The sequence below is a fragment of the Serinicoccus sp. CUA-874 genome, from assembly GCF_001942225.1.
GTDB classification, from domain to species: Bacteria; Actinomycetota; Actinomycetes; order Actinomycetales; family Dermatophilaceae; genus Ornithinicoccus; species Ornithinicoccus marinus.
Window position 1 is genome coordinate 181,088 of record NZ_MKJZ01000038.1, and the last position, 19,448, is coordinate 200,535.

The 19,448-nt window shown below is 72.8% G+C and carries 16 protein-coding genes and 3 pseudogenes; 15 read left to right on the forward strand and 4 right to left on the reverse strand.

Going from position 1 to position 19,448, the window contains the following annotated elements; all coding sequences use genetic code 11:
- Positions 1 to 58 precede the first annotated feature (58 nt).
- Positions 59 to 919, reverse strand: coding sequence for a type I methionyl aminopeptidase (map, locus tag BJF80_RS16650; protein ID WP_075815329.1), 861 nt, complete (start codon positions 917 to 919; stop codon positions 59 to 61).
- A gap of 14 nt (positions 920 to 933) precedes the next feature.
- Between map and BJF80_RS16655 the strand changes: the two genes are divergently transcribed.
- On the forward strand, positions 934 to 1,197 hold the full coding sequence (locus BJF80_RS16655; RefSeq protein ID WP_237767675.1) for a hypothetical protein: 264 nt from the start codon (positions 934 to 936) through the stop codon (positions 1,195 to 1,197).
- A 22-nt stretch (positions 1,198 to 1,219) separates the two neighbouring features.
- On the opposite strand, the pseudogene BJF80_RS16660 reads toward BJF80_RS16655, so the two are convergent.
- Positions 1,220 to 2,220 (reverse strand): annotated as a pseudogene (locus tag BJF80_RS16660) (TIGR03557 family F420-dependent LLM class oxidoreductase).
- A 61-nt stretch (positions 2,221 to 2,281) separates the two neighbouring features.
- Here BJF80_RS16660 and BJF80_RS16665 point away from each other — a divergent pair.
- From BJF80_RS16665 to BJF80_RS16695, 7 genes are read left to right on the forward strand one after another with little or no spacing between them, the layout of a single operon-like run.
- Complete coding sequence (locus BJF80_RS16665) at positions 2,282 to 2,629, forward strand: MGMT family protein (protein ID WP_075815331.1); 348 nt, start codon at positions 2,282 to 2,284, stop codon at positions 2,627 to 2,629.
- A gap of 4 nt (positions 2,630 to 2,633) precedes the next feature.
- On the forward strand, positions 2,634 to 3,962 hold the full coding sequence (locus tag BJF80_RS16670) for a glutamine synthetase family protein (RefSeq protein ID WP_075815333.1): 1,329 nt from the start codon (positions 2,634 to 2,636) through the stop codon (positions 3,960 to 3,962).
- Positions 3,959 to 6,778: a bifunctional [glutamine synthetase] adenylyltransferase/[glutamine synthetase]-adenylyl-L-tyrosine phosphorylase gene (locus BJF80_RS16675; protein ID WP_321166435.1), complete on the forward strand. Its 2,820-nt coding sequence runs from the start codon at positions 3,959 to 3,961 to the stop codon at positions 6,776 to 6,778. Before BJF80_RS16670 ends, BJF80_RS16675 begins: the two co-directional genes overlap by 4 nt.
- A 26-nt stretch (positions 6,779 to 6,804) precedes the next feature.
- The gene (locus BJF80_RS21335) at positions 6,805 to 7,248 is read left to right on the forward strand and encodes a hypothetical protein (protein WP_075815337.1); all 444 of its coding nucleotides are present in this window, start codon (positions 6,805 to 6,807) and stop codon (positions 7,246 to 7,248) included.
- Between the two features lie 9 nt (positions 7,249 to 7,257).
- Positions 7,258 to 7,905 (forward strand): hypothetical protein, encoded by a 648-nt coding sequence (locus tag BJF80_RS16685; protein ID WP_075815339.1) that lies wholly within the window; start codon positions 7,258 to 7,260, stop codon positions 7,903 to 7,905.
- On the forward strand, positions 7,902 to 8,609 hold the full coding sequence (locus tag BJF80_RS16690) for a 1-(5-phosphoribosyl)-5-[(5-phosphoribosylamino)methylideneamino]imidazole-4-carboxamide isomerase (protein ID WP_075815341.1): 708 nt from the start codon (positions 7,902 to 7,904) through the stop codon (positions 8,607 to 8,609). The genes BJF80_RS16685 and BJF80_RS16690 overlap by 4 nt, the downstream gene beginning before the upstream one ends.
- Positions 8,606 to 9,370, forward strand: a complete 765-nt coding sequence (locus BJF80_RS16695; RefSeq protein WP_075815343.1) for an SseB family protein — start codon at positions 8,606 to 8,608, stop codon at positions 9,368 to 9,370. The genes BJF80_RS16690 and BJF80_RS16695 overlap by 4 nt, the downstream gene beginning before the upstream one ends.
- Positions 9,371 to 9,484: 114 nt before the next feature.
- Here BJF80_RS16695 and BJF80_RS16700 read toward each other — a convergent pair whose 3' ends face one another.
- Complete coding sequence (locus BJF80_RS16700; protein WP_083673770.1) at positions 9,485 to 11,053, reverse strand: catalase; 1,569 nt, start codon at positions 11,051 to 11,053, stop codon at positions 9,485 to 9,487.
- A gap of 172 nt (positions 11,054 to 11,225) precedes the next feature.
- Positions 11,226 to 11,516, reverse strand: a pseudogene (locus tag BJF80_RS16705) (Fur family transcriptional regulator); the annotation flags it as partial.
- A gap of 208 nt (positions 11,517 to 11,724) precedes the next feature.
- Here BJF80_RS16705 and BJF80_RS16710 point away from each other — a divergent pair.
- The 7 genes and pseudogenes from BJF80_RS16710 to BJF80_RS16735 all read left to right on the forward strand — a co-directional run bounded on the left by BJF80_RS16710 (position 11,725) and on the right by BJF80_RS16735 (position 19,342).
- Positions 11,725 to 12,267 (forward strand): winged helix-turn-helix domain-containing protein, encoded by a 543-nt coding sequence (locus BJF80_RS16710; protein WP_143553792.1) that lies wholly within the window; start codon positions 11,725 to 11,727, stop codon positions 12,265 to 12,267.
- A gap of 281 nt (positions 12,268 to 12,548) precedes the next feature.
- A complete protein-coding gene (locus tag BJF80_RS19430; RefSeq protein ID WP_202817240.1) occupies positions 12,549 to 14,708 on the forward strand; it encodes a S8 family serine peptidase in 2,160 nt (719 codons plus the stop codon).
- A gap of 52 nt (positions 14,709 to 14,760) precedes the next feature.
- Entirely contained in the window at positions 14,761 to 16,800 is a 2,040-nt protein-coding gene (locus BJF80_RS19435) for a carboxypeptidase regulatory-like domain-containing protein (RefSeq protein ID WP_202817241.1), read from the forward strand.
- A gap of 357 nt (positions 16,801 to 17,157) precedes the next feature.
- Positions 17,158 to 17,753: pseudogene (infC, locus tag BJF80_RS16720) on the forward strand (translation initiation factor IF-3).
- An 87-nt stretch (positions 17,754 to 17,840) separates the two neighbouring features.
- Complete coding sequence (gene rpmI, locus BJF80_RS16725; RefSeq protein WP_022925542.1) at positions 17,841 to 18,035, forward strand: 50S ribosomal protein L35; 195 nt, start codon at positions 17,841 to 17,843, stop codon at positions 18,033 to 18,035.
- 51 nt (positions 18,036 to 18,086) lie between these two features.
- The gene (gene rplT / locus BJF80_RS16730; protein WP_022925541.1) at positions 18,087 to 18,473 is read left to right on the forward strand and encodes a 50S ribosomal protein L20; all 387 of its coding nucleotides are present in this window, start codon (positions 18,087 to 18,089) and stop codon (positions 18,471 to 18,473) included.
- A gap of 47 nt (positions 18,474 to 18,520) precedes the next feature.
- Positions 18,521 to 19,342 (forward strand): TrmH family RNA methyltransferase, encoded by an 822-nt coding sequence (locus tag BJF80_RS16735; protein WP_075815347.1) that lies wholly within the window; start codon positions 18,521 to 18,523, stop codon positions 19,340 to 19,342.
- The last annotated feature ends 106 nt before the right edge of the window (positions 19,343 to 19,448 follow it).

Consider the following 19,448-nt stretch of genomic DNA (forward strand, 5'->3'; position numbering starts at 1 on the left):
CGTCACAGACCTTCCGGGAGTATGCCGCAACGTCAGCCCACGCGACACCGGGACCCGCTCAGGGCAGCGTGAGGATCTCCGCGCCGTCGTCGGTGATGAGCAGCGTGTGCTCGAACTGCGCGGAAGGTCGGCCGTCCGCGGTGAGCACCGTCCACCCGTCCGCCCACTCGGTCCAGTCCGGGGTGCCGAGGTTGAGCATCGGCTCGATCGTGAAGGTCATCCCGGGTTCGATGATCGTCGCGTAGTCCGGCGCCGCGTCGTAGTGCGGGATGACCAACCCGGAGTGGAACGCCTCGCCCACCCCGTGCCCGGTGTAGTCCCGCACCACGCCATACCCGAAGCGGCCGGCGTAACTCTCGATGACGCGACCGATGACGTTGATCTCGCGCCCCGGCCGCGCCGCCCTGATGGCCCGCGCGAGCGCCTCGCGGGTCCGCTCCACGAGCAGCCGGGTCTCCTCGGCCACCTCGCCCACGAGGAAGGTCGCGTTGTTGTCGCCGTGGACCCCGCCGAGGTATGCCGTGATGTCGATGTTGCAGATGTCGCCCTCGCGCAGCTCCCGGTCGTCCGGGATGCCGTGGCAGATGACCTCGTTGACCGAGGTGCACAGCGACTTGGGGAACCCCCGGTAGCCCAGCGTGGAGGGGTAGGCGCCGTGGTCCAGCAGGAACTCGTGACCGACCCGGTCGATCTCGTCGGTGGTGACCCCGGGCCGGACCAGCTCGCCGCAGGCCTGGAGCGCCTGCGCCGCGAGCCGCCCGGCCACGCGCATCGCCTCGATGGTCTCGGCGTCCTTGACCTCGGACCCGCGGAAGGGGGCGGGGGCGGGGCGGTCGACATACTCCGGGCGGACGATCGAGCCCGGCACCGGGCGGCGCGGGCTGACCTGTCCGGGGGCGATCGGGGTGAGGGTGGGCATAGGGTCGAGTCTAGGTGCCGCCGGAGCCCCGGCGGCACGCAGTCGGCATCGCCTTCGGAGGTCAGCAGATGGAGTACTGGTTCAACACCAAGTCCGGTCAGGTGCAACGCGGCGACGACCCGGACCTCCCCCGCAGCGGCGACCTCATGGGTCCCTACGACAGCGAGCAGGAGGCCTCCCGGGCCTACGAGATCGCGGCGGCGAAGACCGAGAAGTGGGACGAGGAGGACCGCGAGGACGACGACTGGGACAGCAACCCGCTGAACGACCAGAGCTGAGGCGCCCCGGGCGTGCTCGCCCTCAGCGGTGCAGCTTCGGCCGCACCTCGGCGCCGAAGACCTCCAGCCACTGCTGCTGGTTGCGCCCGACGTTGTGCAGGTAGACCCGGTCGAAGCCGAGGTCGAGCAGGCCCTGGATGTGCGCGCGGTGCACGTCCGGGTCGCTGGAGATGACCATCCGTCCCTCGAAGTCCTCGGGGCGCACCAGCTGGGCCATCGCGGCGAAGTCGTGCGGGGAGCGGATGTCGGCCTTGCCGAACTTCATCCCGCCGTTGGGCCACTGCGTCATCGCGTTGTCCAGCGCCTGGTCGTCGGTCTCCGCCCACGACAGGTGAAGCTGCAGCACCTTGGGCATCGACTCCGGGTCCTTGCCGGCCTCCCGTGCCCCGTCGGCGAAGCGCCCCAGGAGCATCTCGATCTTCTCCCGCGGCGCGCCGACGGTGATGATGCCGTCCGCGTGCCTCCCGGTCTTCTTCGCGTTGACCGGCCCCGCGGTCGCCACGAGGATCGGCGGCGCGCCTCCGGCATCGTCCACAGCCGGGTGGTCTCCATCCGGAAGAACTCCCCGGCGAACTTCGTGTCCTTGTCGGCCAGCGAGGCGTCGAAGAGCTGGCGGATCAGCTCGACCGCCTCGAACATCCTGCGGGACCGCTCACCGGCCTCGGGCCAGTAGCCACCCAGGACGTGCTCGTTGAGCGCCTCGCCGGCGCCCACCCCGAGCCAGCTGCGCCCGGGGTACATCGCCTCCAGCGTCGCGGCCGCCTGCGCCACCACCGCCGGGTGCCAGCGGAAGCTCGGGCAGACGACCCCCGGCCCCAGGTCCCCGGTCGTGCGCTCGCCCACCGCGGTGAGGACGTTCCACACGAAGGCGGACTGCCCCTGGCTCGGCACCCACGGGGCGAAGTGGTCCGCCGCCATGCACCCGGAGAAGCCGTGCTCCTCCGCCGCCGCGGTGAGCGCCACGGCCTCGGAGGGGTGGAACTGCTCCAGCATCGCGGCATACCCGACGGTGAGATCGCTCATGCCGCCCAGGGTATGCCGACGTCCGACACCCGGCAGCCGAGCGGGGCGTAGCGTGCCCGGGGTGGATGAGGTGCTGGTCGAGCGGGTCCTGCGCGCGGTGGAGCAGGTGCCGCGCGGGCGCGTGGTCTGCTACGGCGACCTCGCCGCGCTCGTCGGCATCGGCCCGCGCCAGGTCGGGTCGGTCATGCGGCACTGGGGCGGCAACGTCACCTGGTGGCGGGTGACCAACGTCGCCGGGGACCTCCCGGCCGAGCTCCTGGCCCGGGCCCTGCCGCACTGGCGGGAGGAGGGCATCGCCCTCAAGCCCGCCGGCTCGGGCTGCCGGTTCGTCGAGCACCGGGCCGATCTGGGGCGGCTGGGGGAGGACTACGCCCGGGCGGCGGCCGACCTCGACGATGCGGCAGGATGAGGCCATGAACCGCCAGCAGGAGTATGTCCTCCGCACCATCGAGGAGAGGGACATCCGGTTCGTCCGGCTGTGGTTCACCGACCTCATGGGCACCCTGAAGTCGGTCGCCGTGGCCCCGGCCGAGCTCGAGCAGGCGTTCACCGAGGGCATCGGGATCGACGGCAGCGTCATCGAGGGCTTCACCCGGGTCTACGAGGCGGACATGATCGTCCAGCCGGACGCCGACACCTTCCAGGTGCTGCCGTGGCGGGACCGCACCGCCCGGATGTTCTGCGACATCAACATGCCCGACGGCACCCCCGCGGCGACCGACTCGCGCAACATCCTGCGCCGCACCCTGGACCGCGCCGGGCAGCAGGGGTTCACCTTCTACACCCATCCCGAGATCGAGTTCTACCTGTTCAAGGAGCCCTACGACCGCACCCTCGGGCCGGCGCCGGTGGACCAGGCCGGCTACTTCGACCACGTCGCCCGCGGCGACGGCCACGACTTCCGGCGCGCCGCGATCGAGATGCTGGAGCAGATGGGCATCTCGGTCGAGTTCAGCCACCACGAGGGCGGCCCGGGGCAGCAGGAGATCGACCTGCGCTACGCCGACGCGCTGTCGATGGCGGACAACATCATGACCTTCCGCACCGTGGTCCGGGAGGTGGCGCTGCACGAGCAGGCCTTCGCCACCTTCATGCCCAAGCCCCTGGCGCAGCAGCCGGGCTCGGGCATGCATACCCACGTCTCGCTGTTCGAGGGCGACAGCAACGCCTTCTACGAGCCGGGAGCCAGCTACGAGCTGTCCCAGACCGGCCGCCGGTTCATGGCTGGTGTCCTCGCGCACAGCCGGGAGATCTGCGCGGTCACCAACCAGTGGGTCAACTCCTACAAGCGGCTCTGGGGCGGCGGGGAGGCCCCGGCCCACGTGTGCTGGGGGCACAACAACCGCTCCGCGCTGGCGCGGGTGCCGATGTACTCCATCGGCAAGGGCCACTCCCGCCGGGTCGAGGTGCGCTCCATCGACGCGGCCTGCAACCCCTACCTCACCTACGCCCTCGTCCTGGCCTCGGGGCTGCGCGGCATCCAGGAGGCCTACGACCTGCCGCCCGAGGCCGAGGACGACGTGTGGGTGCTCACCGACGCCGAGCGGCGGGCCATGGGCATCGACCCGCTCCCGCAGAGCCTCGGCGAGGCGGTGGCGGTGATGGAGGAGTCCGAGCTGGTCGCCGACGTCCTCGGCGAGCAGGTCTTCGACTTCTACCTGCGCAACAAGTGGCAGGAGTGGGGCGACTACCGCTCCCAGGTCACGCAGTTCGAGCTGGACCGCTACCTGCTCCACCTGTGAGCGAGGGGTATGCCGTGTCCTCCGCCGAGCGCGATCCTCGCCCCCGCACAGACGCGGCTGCCCCCGCGGAGCCGGGCGCGGTGGGCGCCACCGCGCTCGCGCGGGGCGGGTTCCAGGACCTGCGCCGGGCCGGCAGGCTGCTGGAGGAGGTGCTGGGGCGGCTGCGCGACGGCGGGTCCGACGACGTCGAGGACGTCGACGTGGCCTCGCTGGTCGCCGATCTCGGCGCGACCGCCGAGCCGGACGTCGCGCTGCTCCTGCTTGTCCGGCTGCTGGACCCCCGCTCGACCGGGGCCGACGGCAGCCGCACCGACGAGACGACCCTGCCGGTCGTCCGCGCCGGCGGGGAGCCGCGGCAGCGGCTGCTGACCCTGCTCGGTGGCTCCCAGGCCCTCGGGGAGTCGCTGCTGCGGCACCCCGAGCACGTGCGCGACGTGGCCGAGGGCGAGCTGCCCGAGGCCGGGCAGATCGTGGCGGCCGTCCGTGGGCGCGCAGGCCGGGAGGGAGCCGACGCGCTGCGGGTGGCCTACCGGCGCCAGCTGCTCCGCGTCGCGACCGCCGACCTCGTCTCGGCGGACCCGGTCGCGCTGCTGCCCGCCGTGGGTGGGGCGCTGGCCGACCTGGCCTCGGCGGCCCTGGAGGCTGCGCTGCTGCTCGCCCGGGAGGAGGTGGACGGGGAGCAGACCTGCGACGTCTGCATCATCGGGATGGGCAAGACCGGCGGCCGCGAGCTCAACTACCTCTCCGACGTCGACGTCATCGTCCTCGCGGCGCCGCGGGGTGACGCGCCGGAGCGCGAGGCGCTGGAGGTCGGGGGTCGCCTGGCCAGCGCGGTGATGCGCATCTGCGGCGAGTCCACCGCCGAGGGCTCGCTGTGGCAGGTCGACGCGGCGCTGCGGCCGGAGGGCAAGCACGGGCCGCTGGTCCGGTCGCTGTCCTCGCACCGGGAGTACTACCAGCGCTGGGCCAAGACCTGGGAGTTCCAGGCACTGCTCAAGGCGAGGGTGGTGGCGGGGGACGGCGAGCTGGGCCAGCGGTGGCTGGACATCGTCGAGCCGATGGTGTGGGACGCCGCGGGCCGGGACAACTTCGTCGACGAGGTGCAGTCGATGCGCCGCCGGGTGGAGCAGCACGTCAAGCGCGACGAGGTGGAGCGGCAGATCAAGCTCGGCCCCGGTGGGCTGCGCGACATCGAGTTCAGCGTCCAGCTGCTCCAGCTCGTGCACGGCCGGGCGGACCCGAGCCTGCGCTCGCGCACCACGCTGGAGGCGCTCGCGGCGCTGCGCGACGGGGGCTACGTCGGCCGTTCGGACGCGCGCAGCCTGGACGAGGCATACCGGCTGCTGCGCTGCCTGGAGCACCGGGTGCAGCTGCACCGGATGAAGCGCACCCACCTCATGCCGACCGGTGAGGCCGAGCTGCGTCGCCTCGGCCGGCTGCTGGGGGAGCGGGGCGAGGCGGACCGTGCCGTCACGCAGCGGTGGAAGGCGGTGCGGCGGGAGGTGCGCCGCCTGCACGAGCGGCTGTTCTACCGGCCCCTGCTCTCGGCCGTCGCCCGGCTCTCCAGCGATGAGGCGCGGCTTTCGACCGAGGCCGCCCGGGAGCGTCTGGCCGCGCTCGGGTTCCGCGACCCGGCCGGCGCGATGCGGCACCTGGAGGCGCTCACCGAGGGCGTCAGCCGCAGGGCCACCATCCAGCGGCACCTCCTGCCGGTCATGCTCTCCTGGTTCGCCGACGGCGCCGACCCGGACGCCGGACTGCTCGCCTTCCGCCGCATCAGCGACGCCCTTGGCACGACGCACTGGTACCTCGGGATGCTGCGCGACGAGGGCAGCGCCGCGCAGCGTCTGGCGCGCGTCCTCTCCTCCAGCCGGTATGCCGTCGACCTGCTCATCCGCAGCCCCGAGACGGTCTCCCTCCTCGGTGACGAGACCGAGCTGGTGGCGCCGGACAAGGACGCCCTCGTGGCCCGGATGAGCGCCGCGGCGCAGCGGCAGGCCAGCGCCGAGGAGGCCTTCGCCTCGGTGCGGAAGGTGCGGGCGCGCGAGCTGGTCCGGATCGTCCTCGGCGACCTCGCTGCCGGCTGGGAGGGGCCGCAGGTGCGCCAGGCGCTGAGCGACCTCACCGACGCCTACCTCGAGGGGGCGCTCGGCGTCGCCACGCGCCGGGTGCTGGCACGGCGCGAGGAGGAGGCCGCGATGGTCATGCTGCTCGTCGGCATGGGCCGGCTCGGCGGTCGCGAGGTGGGGTATGCCAGCGACGCCGACGTGATGTACGTCTACGACGTCGTCGGCGACGACCCCGAGCTGGCGGCCCAGCAGGCCGGTGACGTCATCGCCGAGCTGCGCCGGGGGTTGTCCGGCCCGGGACCGGACCCGGTGCTCGAGCTGGATGCCGACCTGCGTCCCGAGGGCAAGGGCGGGCCGCTGGTCCGCAGCCTCGAGGGATACCGCACCTACTACGAGCGATGGTCGGCCGGCTGGGAGTCGCAGGCGCTGCTGCGTGCCCGACCGGTGGCGGGGGACCGCGGACTGGGTGAGGCCTTCACCGAGATGGTGCGACCGCTGCGCTGGCCCGAAGGGGGGATCGGGGACGCCGCGGTCCGCGAGATCCGCAAGCTCAAGGCCCGGATGGAGGCCGAGCGGTTGCCCCGGGGTGCCGACCCACGGACCCACCTCAAGCTGGGGCTGGGCGGGCTGTCGGACGTGGAGTGGGTGGCCCAGCTGCTGCAGCTCCAGCACGCGCACGAGCACGCCGGTCTGCGCACGACCAGCACCATCGACGCCTGCGGGCCGCGGGCGAGGCCGGGCTGCTGACCGAGCGCGACCTGCACCCGCTGCTGGTGGCCTGGGCCACCGCCTCTCAACTGCGCGACGCCGGCATCGTCTGGCGGGGGCGCGCCGTGGATAGCGTGCCCAGCGACCTGCGCGACGCCGAGGGGATGTCCCGGGTCATGCGCCGGGAGCCGGGTCAGGGTGCCGCCCTGGCCCAGGACTGGCGCCGGATCGCCCGACACTCCCGCGAGGTGGTGGAACGGCTGCTCTACGGCAACCGACCGCCGCGGCACGAGGAGGCGGAGTCCGGGGACGCGCCCACGCGGCCCCGTTTCGGCGGGGGCGCCCGACGCGGCCCACCGCGCGACCGCCGCACCGACGGCTTCGGTCGCCCACGGGTGTCCTCCCCGCCGCGGTCGGCGGGGCACTTCCCGACCCCGCGCCAGGACCCGTTCGGCCGGTCGCGGGGCACGCGCCGTGGCGAGGGCGGGAGCGGCCCCACCGATCCGTAGGATGACTGCGTGACCCCTCCGCCCACGACCGCCAGCGACGCCGCGCGATCGGCCGGGCTCCTGCTGTCGGCCGGGCCGCGCGCCGAGGTCGACACCTGGGTGGGGGCGAGCGTCGTGCCCGTCACCGTCGTGCCGCTGGAGGGGTGGACGGCGGTGGTGACCCGAGGCGGCTCGCAGGCCGGACCGCCCTACGAGGACGGTGGCCTCGTCAGCGCCTGCCGCGCGCTGCCCGCCAGGGCGGCACCCGGGCTGGGCTTCTTCGAGGTCGACGGCCGCGCCCTGGTCACCGTCCACGGCGGGGGTCGGCGCCGACGCGTGCGGTGGGTCGTCTGGGAGCCGGAGCAGGGGCTGCTGCGCCCGCCGGGTCTCGACCTGGCCGGTCCGGCCGAGCTGGTGCGGCTGGCCGGTGCGGACCCGGGCACCCGGGACGAGCTGGTGGAGCTGCTGCACGAGACGAGGGTGCGCCCCGCCCTCATGCTCCAGGCGGTCATGGCCACGCTCGGGCTCCCTGGCACCCGGCTCGTCGAGGAGCCCGCCCGCGCCGACGACCTGCCCGGCGCGGTCCGGGTCGTCCCCGACCGCCGGCAGGTCGAGTGGTTCGAGGACGCCGTGCGCGACTCGGTGCGGCTCCGGCAGGAGCTGGGCGTCCTGTCGTGACGGGGACGCTGAGCCTGCTCCCGGCCGTGGACGTCGCCGGTGGCCGGGCCACCCAGGTGCGTGCCGGCCATGCGGACGCCCCCGCGGCCGTCGCCGCGGCGATGGTGGACCAGGGCGCGACGATGCTGCACCTCGTCGACCTCGACCGGGCCTTCGGCCGCGGGGGGGACCCGGACCTCATGACCGAGCTGCTCGACGGCATACCCGTGCCGGTGCAGCTGTCCGGAGGCATCGCCACCGAGGCCGACGTCAGGTGGGCGGCCGGCACCCGGGCCCGGCGCGTCGTCCTCGCCAGCTCGGCGCTGGCCGACCCCGAACTAGTCGAGTCCGCCGCAGCGGCACTGGGGGAGCGGCTGGTCGTCGCGGTCGACGTCCGGGACGGGCAGGTGGTCGCCCGCGGCACCCCGCTGGTCCTCGGGCCGCCGGAGCACGTCCTCGGCGACCACCCGGTGCTGCGGGACGGCGGGGTGCGCGTGCTCGTCGCCGACGCCTCCCGGGACGGCCGACGCACCGGCGCCGACCTCGACCTCTTCGCCTCCGTCGCCGCGCTGGTCGGGTCGCCGGTGACCGCCTCCGGTGGTGTGGCCGACCTCGAGGACGTCGTCCGGCTGCGCGAGTCGCCCGCGGTCGACGAGCTCGTGCTGGGCGCCGCGCTGCACGAGGGCGCCTTCACCCTGACCGACGCCCTGGAGGTCTGCTCGTGAGCCACCGCTTCGCCGACCACCGGGCGCAGGACGGCGCCGACACCGCCGGGACCCCGTGGTCCGGACGCACCCTCACCGGCACCGGCTTCGACGGTGACACCGGGGCCGCCGACGAGCGCCTCTCCCGGCTGCTCGGCGGCGTCGACCCCGAGCCGGCTGCCGAGGACGTCGTTGCCGCGGTGGCCCGGGCGCGGTTGATCGTCCCGGTCGTCGCGGTCGCCGGCGAGGTCGACACCTCCTCGGGCATCCCCGCCGACGCGAGCAGCGACATGGCCTCGGTCACCCTCGTCGCGCCGGACGGGCAGCGGGCGCTGCCGGCCTTCACGAGCACCGCGGCGCTCGGGGCGTGGGACCCCCAGGCCCGCCCCGTCCCGGTCACCGCCCAGCGCGCGGCGCTGGCCGCCGTCCAGGAGGGCTGCACCGTGATCCCCCTCGACCTGGCCCCCGCACCCGGTCCACCGGCCTACACGCTGAGCTGGTCGATGGTGTGGGCCCTCGCGATGACCCGCGACTGGGTGCCCGCGCACCGGGACGAACAGGTGGCCGCTGCCGTGGCGGCCACGGTCCAGCAGGAGGAGGACGTCGTGGCGCACCGGCTCGCCGGGTCCGGCGGGGAGCTCGTGGTCGAGCTCGGTCTGCGCCCGGGCCTCTCCGGGCCGCAGGTGCAGGCACTCGTCACCCGGGTCGGGCAGGCTCTCGCGGTGGACGCCGAGACCCGTGCGCGCATCGACGCCGTCACCTTCCGGCTCGCCACCGCCTGAGCCTGCGACGACCGACGCACCACGTGGAGGGATCCCGGCACGCGGGAGCGCCCCACCGGCCGCGGTGCGGCGGTGGGCGCTCCAGTCGATCTGCGGCGTCGGCGCGCCGCCGGGTCAGCGGTGGCTGCCGACCAGGTCCGACCGGGACTCGCCCAGGGACTCGACCTGCGGCGTGCCGCCGTCGCTCTCCCGGACCTCGGCCTCGGCGGCGATCAGCTCGATCCGCTCACCCACGCCCTGGTGGATGTTCCGCCAGTACTCGTAGACCCGCTCGCGGATCATCGGGTCGCAGGCGCCCATCATGCCGCCGACCGTCTGGGCGAGGCGCTCACGCTGGGCGTCGTCGTAGACCTCGCCCACCAGGAGGGCGGCCTGCCCGGTGTCGCTGTCGTCCTCACGCAGGTCGTAGGCCTGGCGGACCAGCTCGCCGTCCGCCTCCCAGCCGTTCTCCACCGGGCCGGTCCGGTCCGACCAGGGGCGACCGTAGGAGTTGGTGACGTAGGTGGGCTGGCTCCCCGAGTGCAGGTAGGCCATCGGCCCGTCGAACTGGTAGGCGTTGACCTGCACCTTGGGCTGGTTGACCGGGAGGTGGGTGAAGTTGGCACCGATGCGGTGACGCTGGGCGTCCGGGTAGGAGAACACCCGGGCCAGCAGCATCTTGTCGGGGGAGACGCCGGTGCCGACCACCTGGTTGGACGGCGAGAACGCCACCTGCTCGATCTGGGCGAACCAGTTCTCCGGGTTGCGGTTCAGCGTCATCCGGCCCACCTTGACGAGCGGGTAGTCCGAGTGCGGCCACACCTTGGTGAGGTCGAACGGGTTGTAGCGATAGGTCTTGGCCTCGTCGTACGGCATGACCTGCACGAACAGGGTCCAGCTCGGGTGGTCCCCACGGTCGATCGCCTCGAAGAGGTCACGCCGGTGGTAGTCGGCGTCCGAACCGGCGAGGCGGTCCGCCTCCTCGTTGCTGATGTTGTGGACGCCCTGGTCGCTGTGCCAGTGGTACTTCACCCAGAAGCGATCACCCTGCTCGTTGACCCACATGTAGGTATGCGAGGAGTAGCCGTTCATCTCGCGCCACGTCCTGGGCAGCCCGCGGTCGCCCATGAGGTAGCTCACCTGGTGCGAGGACTCGGGGTTGGCGGTCCAGAAGTCCCACTGCATGTTGGGGTCGCGCAGCCCGCTGTCCGGCGTGCGGCGCTGGGAGCGGATGAAGTTCGGGAACTTCAGCGGGTCGCGGACGAAGAAGATCGGGGTGTTGTTGCCGACGATGTCCAGGTTGCCCTCGTCGGTGTAGAAGCGGACCGAGAAGCCACGCACGTCGCGCCAGGTGTCCGGGGAGCCCTGCTCGCCGGCCACGGTGGAGAAGCGGCTGATGACCTCGCTGCTGGCGCCGGGCTGGAAGATCCCGGCCTTGGTGTATGCCGTGACGTCTTCGGTCGTCTCGAAGGTGCCGAAGGCGCCGGAGCCCTTGGCATGGGGCAGGCGCTCCGGGACCTTCTCGCGGTCGAAGTGCGCCAGCGCCTCGACGAGGCTGACGTCGTGCAGCATGAGCGGGCCGTTCGGCCCGACCGAGAGGCTGTTGCGGTCGGAGTCGTGCGGCGCGCCGTTGGTGGTGGTGCCTCCGGTGGGCTCGGGGCCCTCGCCGGAGTGCTCGGCGTTGATGTATCCGGGGTAGGTCATACCTTCTCCTTGGTGGTGGTGGACATGCGGGCAGCTGAGGGGTCGGGTCGCAGTCCGGGCACAGGCCCCAGTAGATGACCTCGGCCTCGTCGACGTCGAAGCCGACCGAGAGGGCGGGGGCGGGGTCGAGGCAGGGGGCCGAGCCGACGGCGCAGGGGACGTCGACGAGGACGTCGCAGGAGCGGCAGACGACGTGGTGGTGGTTGTCCCCGAGGTCGAGCTCGTAGCGGGCGACGGCGTGGGCCGGCTGGATGCGGCGCACCAGGCCCGCCCCGCACAGGACGGACAGCACGTCGTAGACCCCCTGGACGGAGATCCCCTCGGCGCGCCGGCGCGCGAGCGAGACCACCTGGGCGGCGTCCGCGTGCGGGTTCTCCTGCAGCAGGCCGAGGACCGCCAGCCGGGGGCGGGTCACCCGCAGCCCGGCACCACGCAGGGATGGGGCGAGGTCGGTCGTGCTCATGCACTGATCCGACCACCACAACTTGAACCACTCAAGTTAGGGGAGACTGACCGGTCGCCTCCGCCGGTGATCGCGCCGCGCATCGCAAAGGCCGGGCAAAACCTGGGTATGGAGTTGGTCAAGGGCCTTGTGATGCACCTCACCCCCTCCTAGCGTGAATCGCACGAGTGGCGCCGGGGGAGGCGCACAGAGGGTAGAGAGGTGACGGGTGACGGTGACGGACGGCATACCTTCGCGGGTGCCCGCTGCGCCGGTGCCCGAGGGGCACACCGAGACCGAAACCGTCATGGTGGTCGTGCTCTCCGAGGCGACCGCCGGTCACCTCGCCAGCCTGGCCGGGGCGGGCTGGCCCGGCACCGTCCTCGTCGTGGGCTCGGTGGCCGAGGCCCGCGAGGCGCTCGCCGGCGACGTCCCGGAACGACTCTCGCAGCCCGGCGGCCTCCGGCTGGACGCCGACAGCCGCAGCGTGGTGCACGCCCCGGAGAGCGAGCAGCTCACCCCCCTGGAGTACGGCCTGCTCGAGGCCCTGCTTGCCGACCCCGGCCGCGTGCTCAGCTTCGCCGACCTCACCAGCACGGTGTGGGGGACGACGTACACCGGCGACTGCTCCCACCTCCACGCCGTCGTGCGGCGGCTGCGGGTCAAGCTCGAGGCCGTCTCCGCCCCGGTCCACCTCGCCGCCGTGCGCGGCGTCGGCTTCCGGCTCGCGCCCCTGGCGCCGCTGCGCGGAGGTGCCCTCAGGAGCCTGTGACCGGGAGGGAGATCGGCGTCCGGCAGGGGCGTCGATCCAGTGCTGTCCGGCCGGATCCGGGGACCCGCCAACTACCCACTTTGTGCACGTGTTGCCCACGTCCTGTCGTTGTTCTGCGCACAGCCGCTCCCTAGGTTCGACCAGTCAGGGTGACGTAGGTCACCCGACATACACCTCAACCGAGAGGACAGTTGATGCATTCGAATCACCGACGACGCTGGTGCGCAGGTCTTGCCGCCGGCGCCCTCGTTGCCTCAGGGCTGGCGGCCACGGTGCCGGCCGTGGCGGCACCAGGGGGGCTCGAGCCGAGCCTGGACGACAAGATCGACGCCCAGGTCGACGAGCAGGTGGCGAGCGGGGGGCGGGCCGATGTCTGGGTGCGCTTCGCCGCGCGTCCCGACCTGAGTCAGTTCTCCACGATCCAGGACTGGGACAAGCGCGGTCAGGCCGTCGTCGATGCTCTGCAGGCATCGGCCGACGCCAGCCAGGCCGACCTCAAGGAACAGCTGGACACGCAGGACGTGGACTACCAGGCGTTCTGGGCCACCAACTCCATCCGGGTCGGCGGCGCGGACCTGGACCTCGTGACCTCGATGGCCTCGGCCGGCGGGGTGGAGGGGATCTACCCGACCCTGACGATCGAGGTGCCGGACCTCAAGGAGGAGGACCAGCAGATGGCCCCGGCGGCCGTCGAGTGGGGGGTCGACGACATCAACGCCCCGGCGGTGTGGGAGGGCCTCGGCATCCGGGGCGAGGGGGTCGTCGTCGCCTCGATCGACACCGGCGCCCAGTTCGACCACCCCGCCCTGGTCAACGCCTACCGCGGCAACAACGGTGACGGCACGTTCGACCACGACTACAACTGGTTCGACGCCGCGGGCACCTCGCCCGACGCGCCCGCCGACAACGACGGGCACGGCACGCACGTGACCGGGACGATGGTCGGCGACGACGGCGGGGACAACCAGGTGGGGGTGGCGCCCGGGGCGAAGTGGATCGCGGCCAACGGCTGCTGCCCCACCGACGCCGCGCTCATCGCCTCGGGCCAGTGGATGCTCGAGCCGCGCGACCTCGAGGGTGAGAACCCGGACGTCTCGAAGCGCCCCCACGTCATCAACAACAGCTGGGGCACCCAGGGCCCCTCGACGGCCCCCTTCATGGAGGACGTCATCGAGGCCTGGGCGGCGAGCGGCCAGTTCGGCGTCTTCGCCAACGGCAACAGCGGCCCGGCCTGCGAGAGCGCCGGTTCGCCCGGCAGCCGCATCGTGGCCTACTCCGTGGGCAACTACAACAGCGGTCACACCATCTCCGGGTCCTCCGGACGCGGTGCGGGTCAGGACGGCGAGATCAAGCCGAACATCTCCGCACCCGGCAGCGCGGTCCGGTCCTCGGTCCCCGGCAACGGGTATGCCGTCTACTCGGGCACCTCGATGGCCTCGCCGCACGTGGCGGGCGCGGTGGCGCTCGCCTGGTCCGGGGCGCCCGCCCTGGTGGGCGACGTGGACGGCACCCGAGGGCTGCTCGACGGCACGGCCGTCAACACCGAGGACCTGCAGTGCGGTGGCACGGCCGAGGACAACAACGTCTTCGGCGAGGGACGGCTGGACGCCCTCGAGCTGGTGAACTCGGCGCCGATCGGCGACGCGGGCACCCTGGAGGGCACCGTCACCGACGCCGCCAGCGGGGACCCGCTGCCGGACACCTCGGTGGACATCGTCGGCCCGATCGAGCGCAGCACGCTCACCGACGAGGAGGGCACCTACCAGGCCCAGCTCTCGGCGGGTGACTACGACCTCACGATGAGCAAGTTCGGCTACGCCACCGCCACGGCGAGCGCCACGGTCACGGCGGGCGAGACCACCACGGTGGACGCCGCGCTGGACCCGGTCGCGAGCGGTGCGGTCACCGGCACGGTCACGGACGGCTCGGGATACGGCTTCCCGCTGTATGCCCGCGTCAGCGCCGAGGGCACGCCGGCGGCGACCTTCACCGACCCGGAGACGGGTGAGTTCTCGCTGGACCTTCCCGAGGGGGAGACCTTCGACCTCACGGTGCAGGTCCAGTACCCGGGCTACACGGCGCCGACCGTCGAGGCCACCTCCGGTGACTCCCTCGACGTCTCGGTCCCGGTCGACTCGGCCACCTGCATCGCGCCGGGGTACGACTTCGTCGTCGACGGTGTCACCGAGAGCTTCGACGGGACCACCGCGCCCGAGGGCTGGGAGGTCGTGGACAACGCCGGCACCGGCGAGGTCTGGGCCTTCGACAACCCGGGCGGTCGGGACAACCTCACCGGCGGCGAGGGCAACTTCGCCGTCCTCGACTCCGACTTCTACGGCTCGGGCGGATCGCAGGACAGCCTGCTGATCAGCCCCAGCGCGACATGTCGGACCTGTCCGAGCCGGTGGTCGCTTCCGCCAGGACTGGTACTCCCTCGGTGACGACCTCGCCGACGTCGAGGTCAGCCTCGACGGTGGAGAGACGTGGACCACGGTGCTGTCCCAGGACGCCTCGGTGCGTGGGCCGGACGCGCAGGTCATCCCGCTGCCCGACGCGGCCGGCGAGAGCGACGTCCGGGTCGCCTTCCACATGTACCAGGCGGAGTACGACTGGTGGTGGGAGGTGGACGACGTCTTCCTCGGCAACCGCGTCTGCTCGCCCACGGGCGAGGGCGGCTACGTGGTCGGCAACGTCTACGCCGAGGAGGACGGCACCGGCGTCGTGGGCGCCACGGTGACCAACCTCGACGTGCCGGAGGAGACCGCGCTCACCACGGCGACGCCGGCGGACGAGAACCTCGACGACGGCTTCTACTGGTTGTTCTCGGGCACCCCGGGGACCCACCCGTTCGAGGCCAGTGCCCGCGGCTACTCCTCGGTCACGCAGGACGTCACGGTGGAGGACTCCGCCGCCGTCCGGGCCGACTTCAGCCTGGGGTCCGGCTTCATCGAGGTGGACACCGACGAGATCGAGGTCTACCAGCCGCTGGGCTCGGAGCGTCGCCACCGGGTGACGTTCACCAACACCGGGTCCGGGTCGGCCGAGGTCACGCTGACCGAGCAGGCCGGCGGGGTGGAGATCCTCCGCGTCGACGGCAGCCGGGACACGATGGGTCCCGCCGCCGAGGGCGAGGGTGGTGAGGTGGTCTCGCTGGACGTGGAGACCTCGCTCGGCGCCGCAGCCTCCGGCATGGGCAAGGCCGGTGCGGCCGACCCGCTGCGGGTCGCCGCCGATCCCTGGACGCCGCTGGGCAACTACCCGCGCGTGGCCATGGACAACCGCGTCGTCAACCTCGACGGCACCTGGTACACCCTCGGCGGGACGACCGGCACGGCCGCCTTCGCGGACGTGAACCGGTACGACGCCGAGGGCATGGCCTGGACCGCGGTCGCGCCTCTGCCCGAGGCCGCCTCGGCGGTCACGGCAGGATCCGTCAACGGGCAGATCGTGTCCAGCGGCGGCTGGGTCGACGGTGGCGTGTCCACCGCCACCCACGTCTACGACGCGGGCGCGGACGCCTGGACCGGCGGGGCCGACGCCCCGGTCGCGGTCTCGGCTGCCGGGACCGCCGTGGTGGACGGGCTGCTGTACTCCGTCGGTGGGTGCACCACCGCGGACTGCCTGCCGGCGACCGACGCGGTGATGGCCTACGACGCGGGAGCGGACAGCTGGACCCAGCTGGCCGACTACCCCGTGGCGGTCGCCTTCGCCTCGTGCGGTGGCGTCGACGGCCAGGTGATCTGCGCCGGAGGCAACGACGGAGCCGGCGGCATCGCCGAGAGCTACGCCTACGACCCGGGTGACGACTCCTGGACCGCGCTGCCGGACGCCCCGGTGGACGTGTGGGCCGGGCAGTCGGCCGGCGCCAACGGTCAGATGATCGTCAACGGCGGTGTCCAGGGCGGCGCGGTCACGAACGCGAGCTTCGCGTTCGACGGTGCCAGCGGCGACTGGGTCGAGATGCCGGCCAGCAGTGCGGCCGTCTACCGCGGAGGTGCCGCCTGCGGCATCGCCAAGGTCGGCGGGTCCACCGGTGGTTTCACCCCGATCGACGTGGCCGAGCAGCTGCCCGGCTACGACGACTGCGGCGCCACCGGCGCCGACGTCGACTGGCTGACGGTGGACCCGATGGAGTTCACCATCGAGCCCGGCGACCGGGTGCGGGTGCGGGTGACCACGGACGCCAACGTGGCGCAGCCGGGTGACTACACCGCGGGCATCGGCATCCGGACCAGCACCCCGCAGGACCTGGACCCGATCGACGTGACGATGCATGTCAATCCGCCGCGCAACTGGGGCAAGCTCCAGGGCAGCGTGGAGGGTGTCGAGTGCGACTCCTCACGGGTCGGGCTGGGCGGTGCCGTCGTGGACCTCACGCCGCGACGGGGCGACCACGCCGCTACAGCCTCCTCACCGAGGAGGACGGCTCGTACGCCTACTGGGTGCTCACCAACAGGTACCAGGCGATCGTCGCCAAGGACGGCTACCGACCGACCGTGGACGAGATCCGCGTGCCCCGCGGGCGGATCGTGACGGAGGACTACGCCCTCCGCAAGATCGGCTGCTGAGCAGGCGCTGACACCGGCGTATGCCGGTGGCAGGCCCGCCTCGACCACGGTCGGGGCGGGCCTGCCGTCTGCTAGAATGATGAATCGACCAGTCGGGCGCCACGGCGTCCGACGTGCAAGAGGGGCTCAGCTCCCACCCGCGCCGACCTCCGGGTCGCCGGGTCCGACACGGTCCGCCACCGCCTCCGAGCGGCGGCTGCAGCGCATACCTGCGGGTGTGCGTGCTGCGCCGGACCGTGGGGGACAGGCCTCTTGCGCACCAGGTGCCAGGAGGCCTTTCTGTGCCCGGGGTCGTCAGACACGACGACGAAGGAGCAGGCACATCAGCGAGCCTCGCATCAACGACCGCATCCGGGTCCCGGAAGTGCGGTTGGTGGGCCCCAACGGGGAACAGGTCGGCATCGTGCGCGTCGAGGACGCGCTGCGGCTGGCGGCCGAGGCCGACCTCGACCTGGTCGAGGTCGCCCCGATGGCGCGCCCCCCGGTCGCCAAGCTCATGGACTACGGCAAGTACAAGTACGAAGCGCCATGAAGGCCCGGGAAGCCCGCAAGAACCAGGTCAACACGGTCATCAAGGAGATCAAGCTCCGACCGAAGATCGACGACCACGACTACGGCACCAAGAAGGGCCACGTCGTGCGCTTCCTCAAGGCCGGCGACAAGGTCAAGGTCACCATCATGTTCCGTGGCCGCGAGCAGTCCCGGCCCGAGCTCGGCTTCCGGCTGCTGCAGCGCCTGGCCGAGGACGTGGCCGAGCTCGGCCACGTGGAGAGCGCCCCGAAGCAGGACGGCCGCAACATGGTGATGGTGCTCGGGCCGACCGCCAAGAAGGCACAGGTCCGGCAGGCCAAGCGGCGCGACGCCGAGCGCACCCAGGCCGCGTCGGACGAGGCCACGCTCGCCACCGACCCGCAGTGAGGTGCGGGGCCCAGCGGCCCCGGACCCACGGCATACCCCAGGACCACGCCCGGCACCCCGGGCGGAGACGACGAAGGAGATCGGCTCATGCCGAAGATGAAGACCCACAGCGGTGCCAAGAAGCGCTTCCGCGTCACCGGCTCCGGCAAGATCATGCACCAGCGTGCACGCCACGTGCACAAGTTCCAGGAGCGCACCAGCCAGGCGGCGCGCCGGCTCGTGAACGACAAGGAGGTCGCCCCCAGCGACGTCCGCAAGGTCAAGAAGATGCTCGGCCTCTGAGCCGGCACCCCTGAAACTTCCCACCCCCAGCACTAGTCAAGGAGTACTCACGTGGCACGCGTGAAGCGGGCGGTCAACGCCCACAAGAAGCGTCGGGTCGTCCTGGAGCGCGCCAGCGGTTACCGCGGGCAGCGCAGCCGGCTCTACCGCAAGGCCAAGGAGCAGGTCACCCACAGCCTGGTCTACAGCTACAACGACCGTCGCGCCCGCAAGGGTGACTTCCGTCGCCTCTGGATCCAGCGGATCAACGCCGGTGCGCGCGCCAACGGCATGACCTACAACCGGTTCATCCAGGGCCTCAAGGCCGCCGGTGTCGAGGTCGACCGCCGGATGCTCGCCGAGCTCGCCGTGCACGACGAGGCGGCCTTCACCACCCTCGTCGAGCTCGCCAAGGCCAACGTGCCGGCCGCGGGCGAGAAGGCCGAGTCCGCCGCCTGAGCCACGGCGCACGACGCCTGACCCCGGCACCACCGACGCCCCGGCGCATGAGCGACCCCGACCAGCCGCTGCTGAGCAACCCTCGCAGCGAGCGGGTCCGGGCGGTCGCCGCGCTGGGGCGTCGTGCTGCCCGGGAGCGCTCCGGCACCTTCCTGGTGGAGGGGCCGCAGGCCGTCCGGGAGCTGCTGCGGCACGCCGCGGGGCGGGCCCGGGCGGTCTACCTCACCGACGAGGCGGCACAGCGGCACCGCGAGCTGGTCGACACCGCCGTGGCCGCCGGGCGGCCGGTCCACCGCGGCACCGAGCAGGTGCTGGCGGCGATGGCCGACACCGGTTCGCCCCAGGGCGTCCTGGCGGTCGCCGAGCGGGTCGACGTCCCCCTGGCGCGGGCGCTGGACGCGGTGGGGGAGGACGGCTTCGCGGTGGTGCTGACCCACGTGCGCGACCCCGGCAACGCGGGCACCGTGCTGCGCGGGGCCAGTGCCTTCGGGGCCGACGCGGTGCTGGTCAGCGACGCCTCGGTCGACGTCCACAACCCCAAGGTCGTGCGCTCCACGGTCGGCGCCCTCTTCCACCTGCCGGTGAGCGTGGGCACGCCCGTCGGGGAGCTGCTCGCGGCCTGCCGGGAGCGGGGCATCCGGCTGCTCGCTGCGGACGGCTCCGGCGAGACCGTGCTGCCGGATGCCGGGCTCACCGGCCGGCACGCGTGGGTCATGGGCAACGAGGCCTGGGGGCTGCCGCCGGAGGTGAGCTCCGGCTGCGACGCGCGGGTGCGCATACCCATCACCCGCGCCGAGTCGCTCAACCTGGCCATGGCCGCCACCGTGTGCCTGCACGCCTCCGCCGCCGCGCGATCCCGCCTCCCGTGATCCCGTCCCGACCGGGCGACGCCGGTGGGTGTCGGACGAAACCCGGTCGAGGGTCGGACCGGTCCGCACCTAGACTGGCCGCCGTGTCTGCAGCCGATGCCCCCGA

Excerpts from the sequence above, each read along its gene's own strand:
- BJF80_RS16735 (WP_075815347.1), top strand. The coding sequence starts at position 18,521 with ATGAGCGACCCCGACCAGCCGCTGCTGAGCAACCCTCGCAGCGAGCGG.
- map (WP_075815329.1), bottom strand. The coding sequence starts at position 919 with ATGCCCACCCTCACCCCGATCGCCCCCGGACAGGTCAGCCCGCGCCGC.
- rpmI (WP_022925542.1), top strand. The coding sequence starts at position 17,841 with ATGCCGAAGATGAAGACCCACAGCGGTGCCAAGAAGCGCTTCCGCGTC.
- BJF80_RS16700 (WP_083673770.1), bottom strand. The coding sequence starts at position 11,053 with ATGACCTACCCCGGATACATCAACGCCGAGCACTCCGGCGAGGGCCCC.
- BJF80_RS16670 (WP_075815333.1), top strand. The coding sequence starts at position 2,634 with ATGAACCGCCAGCAGGAGTATGTCCTCCGCACCATCGAGGAGAGGGAC.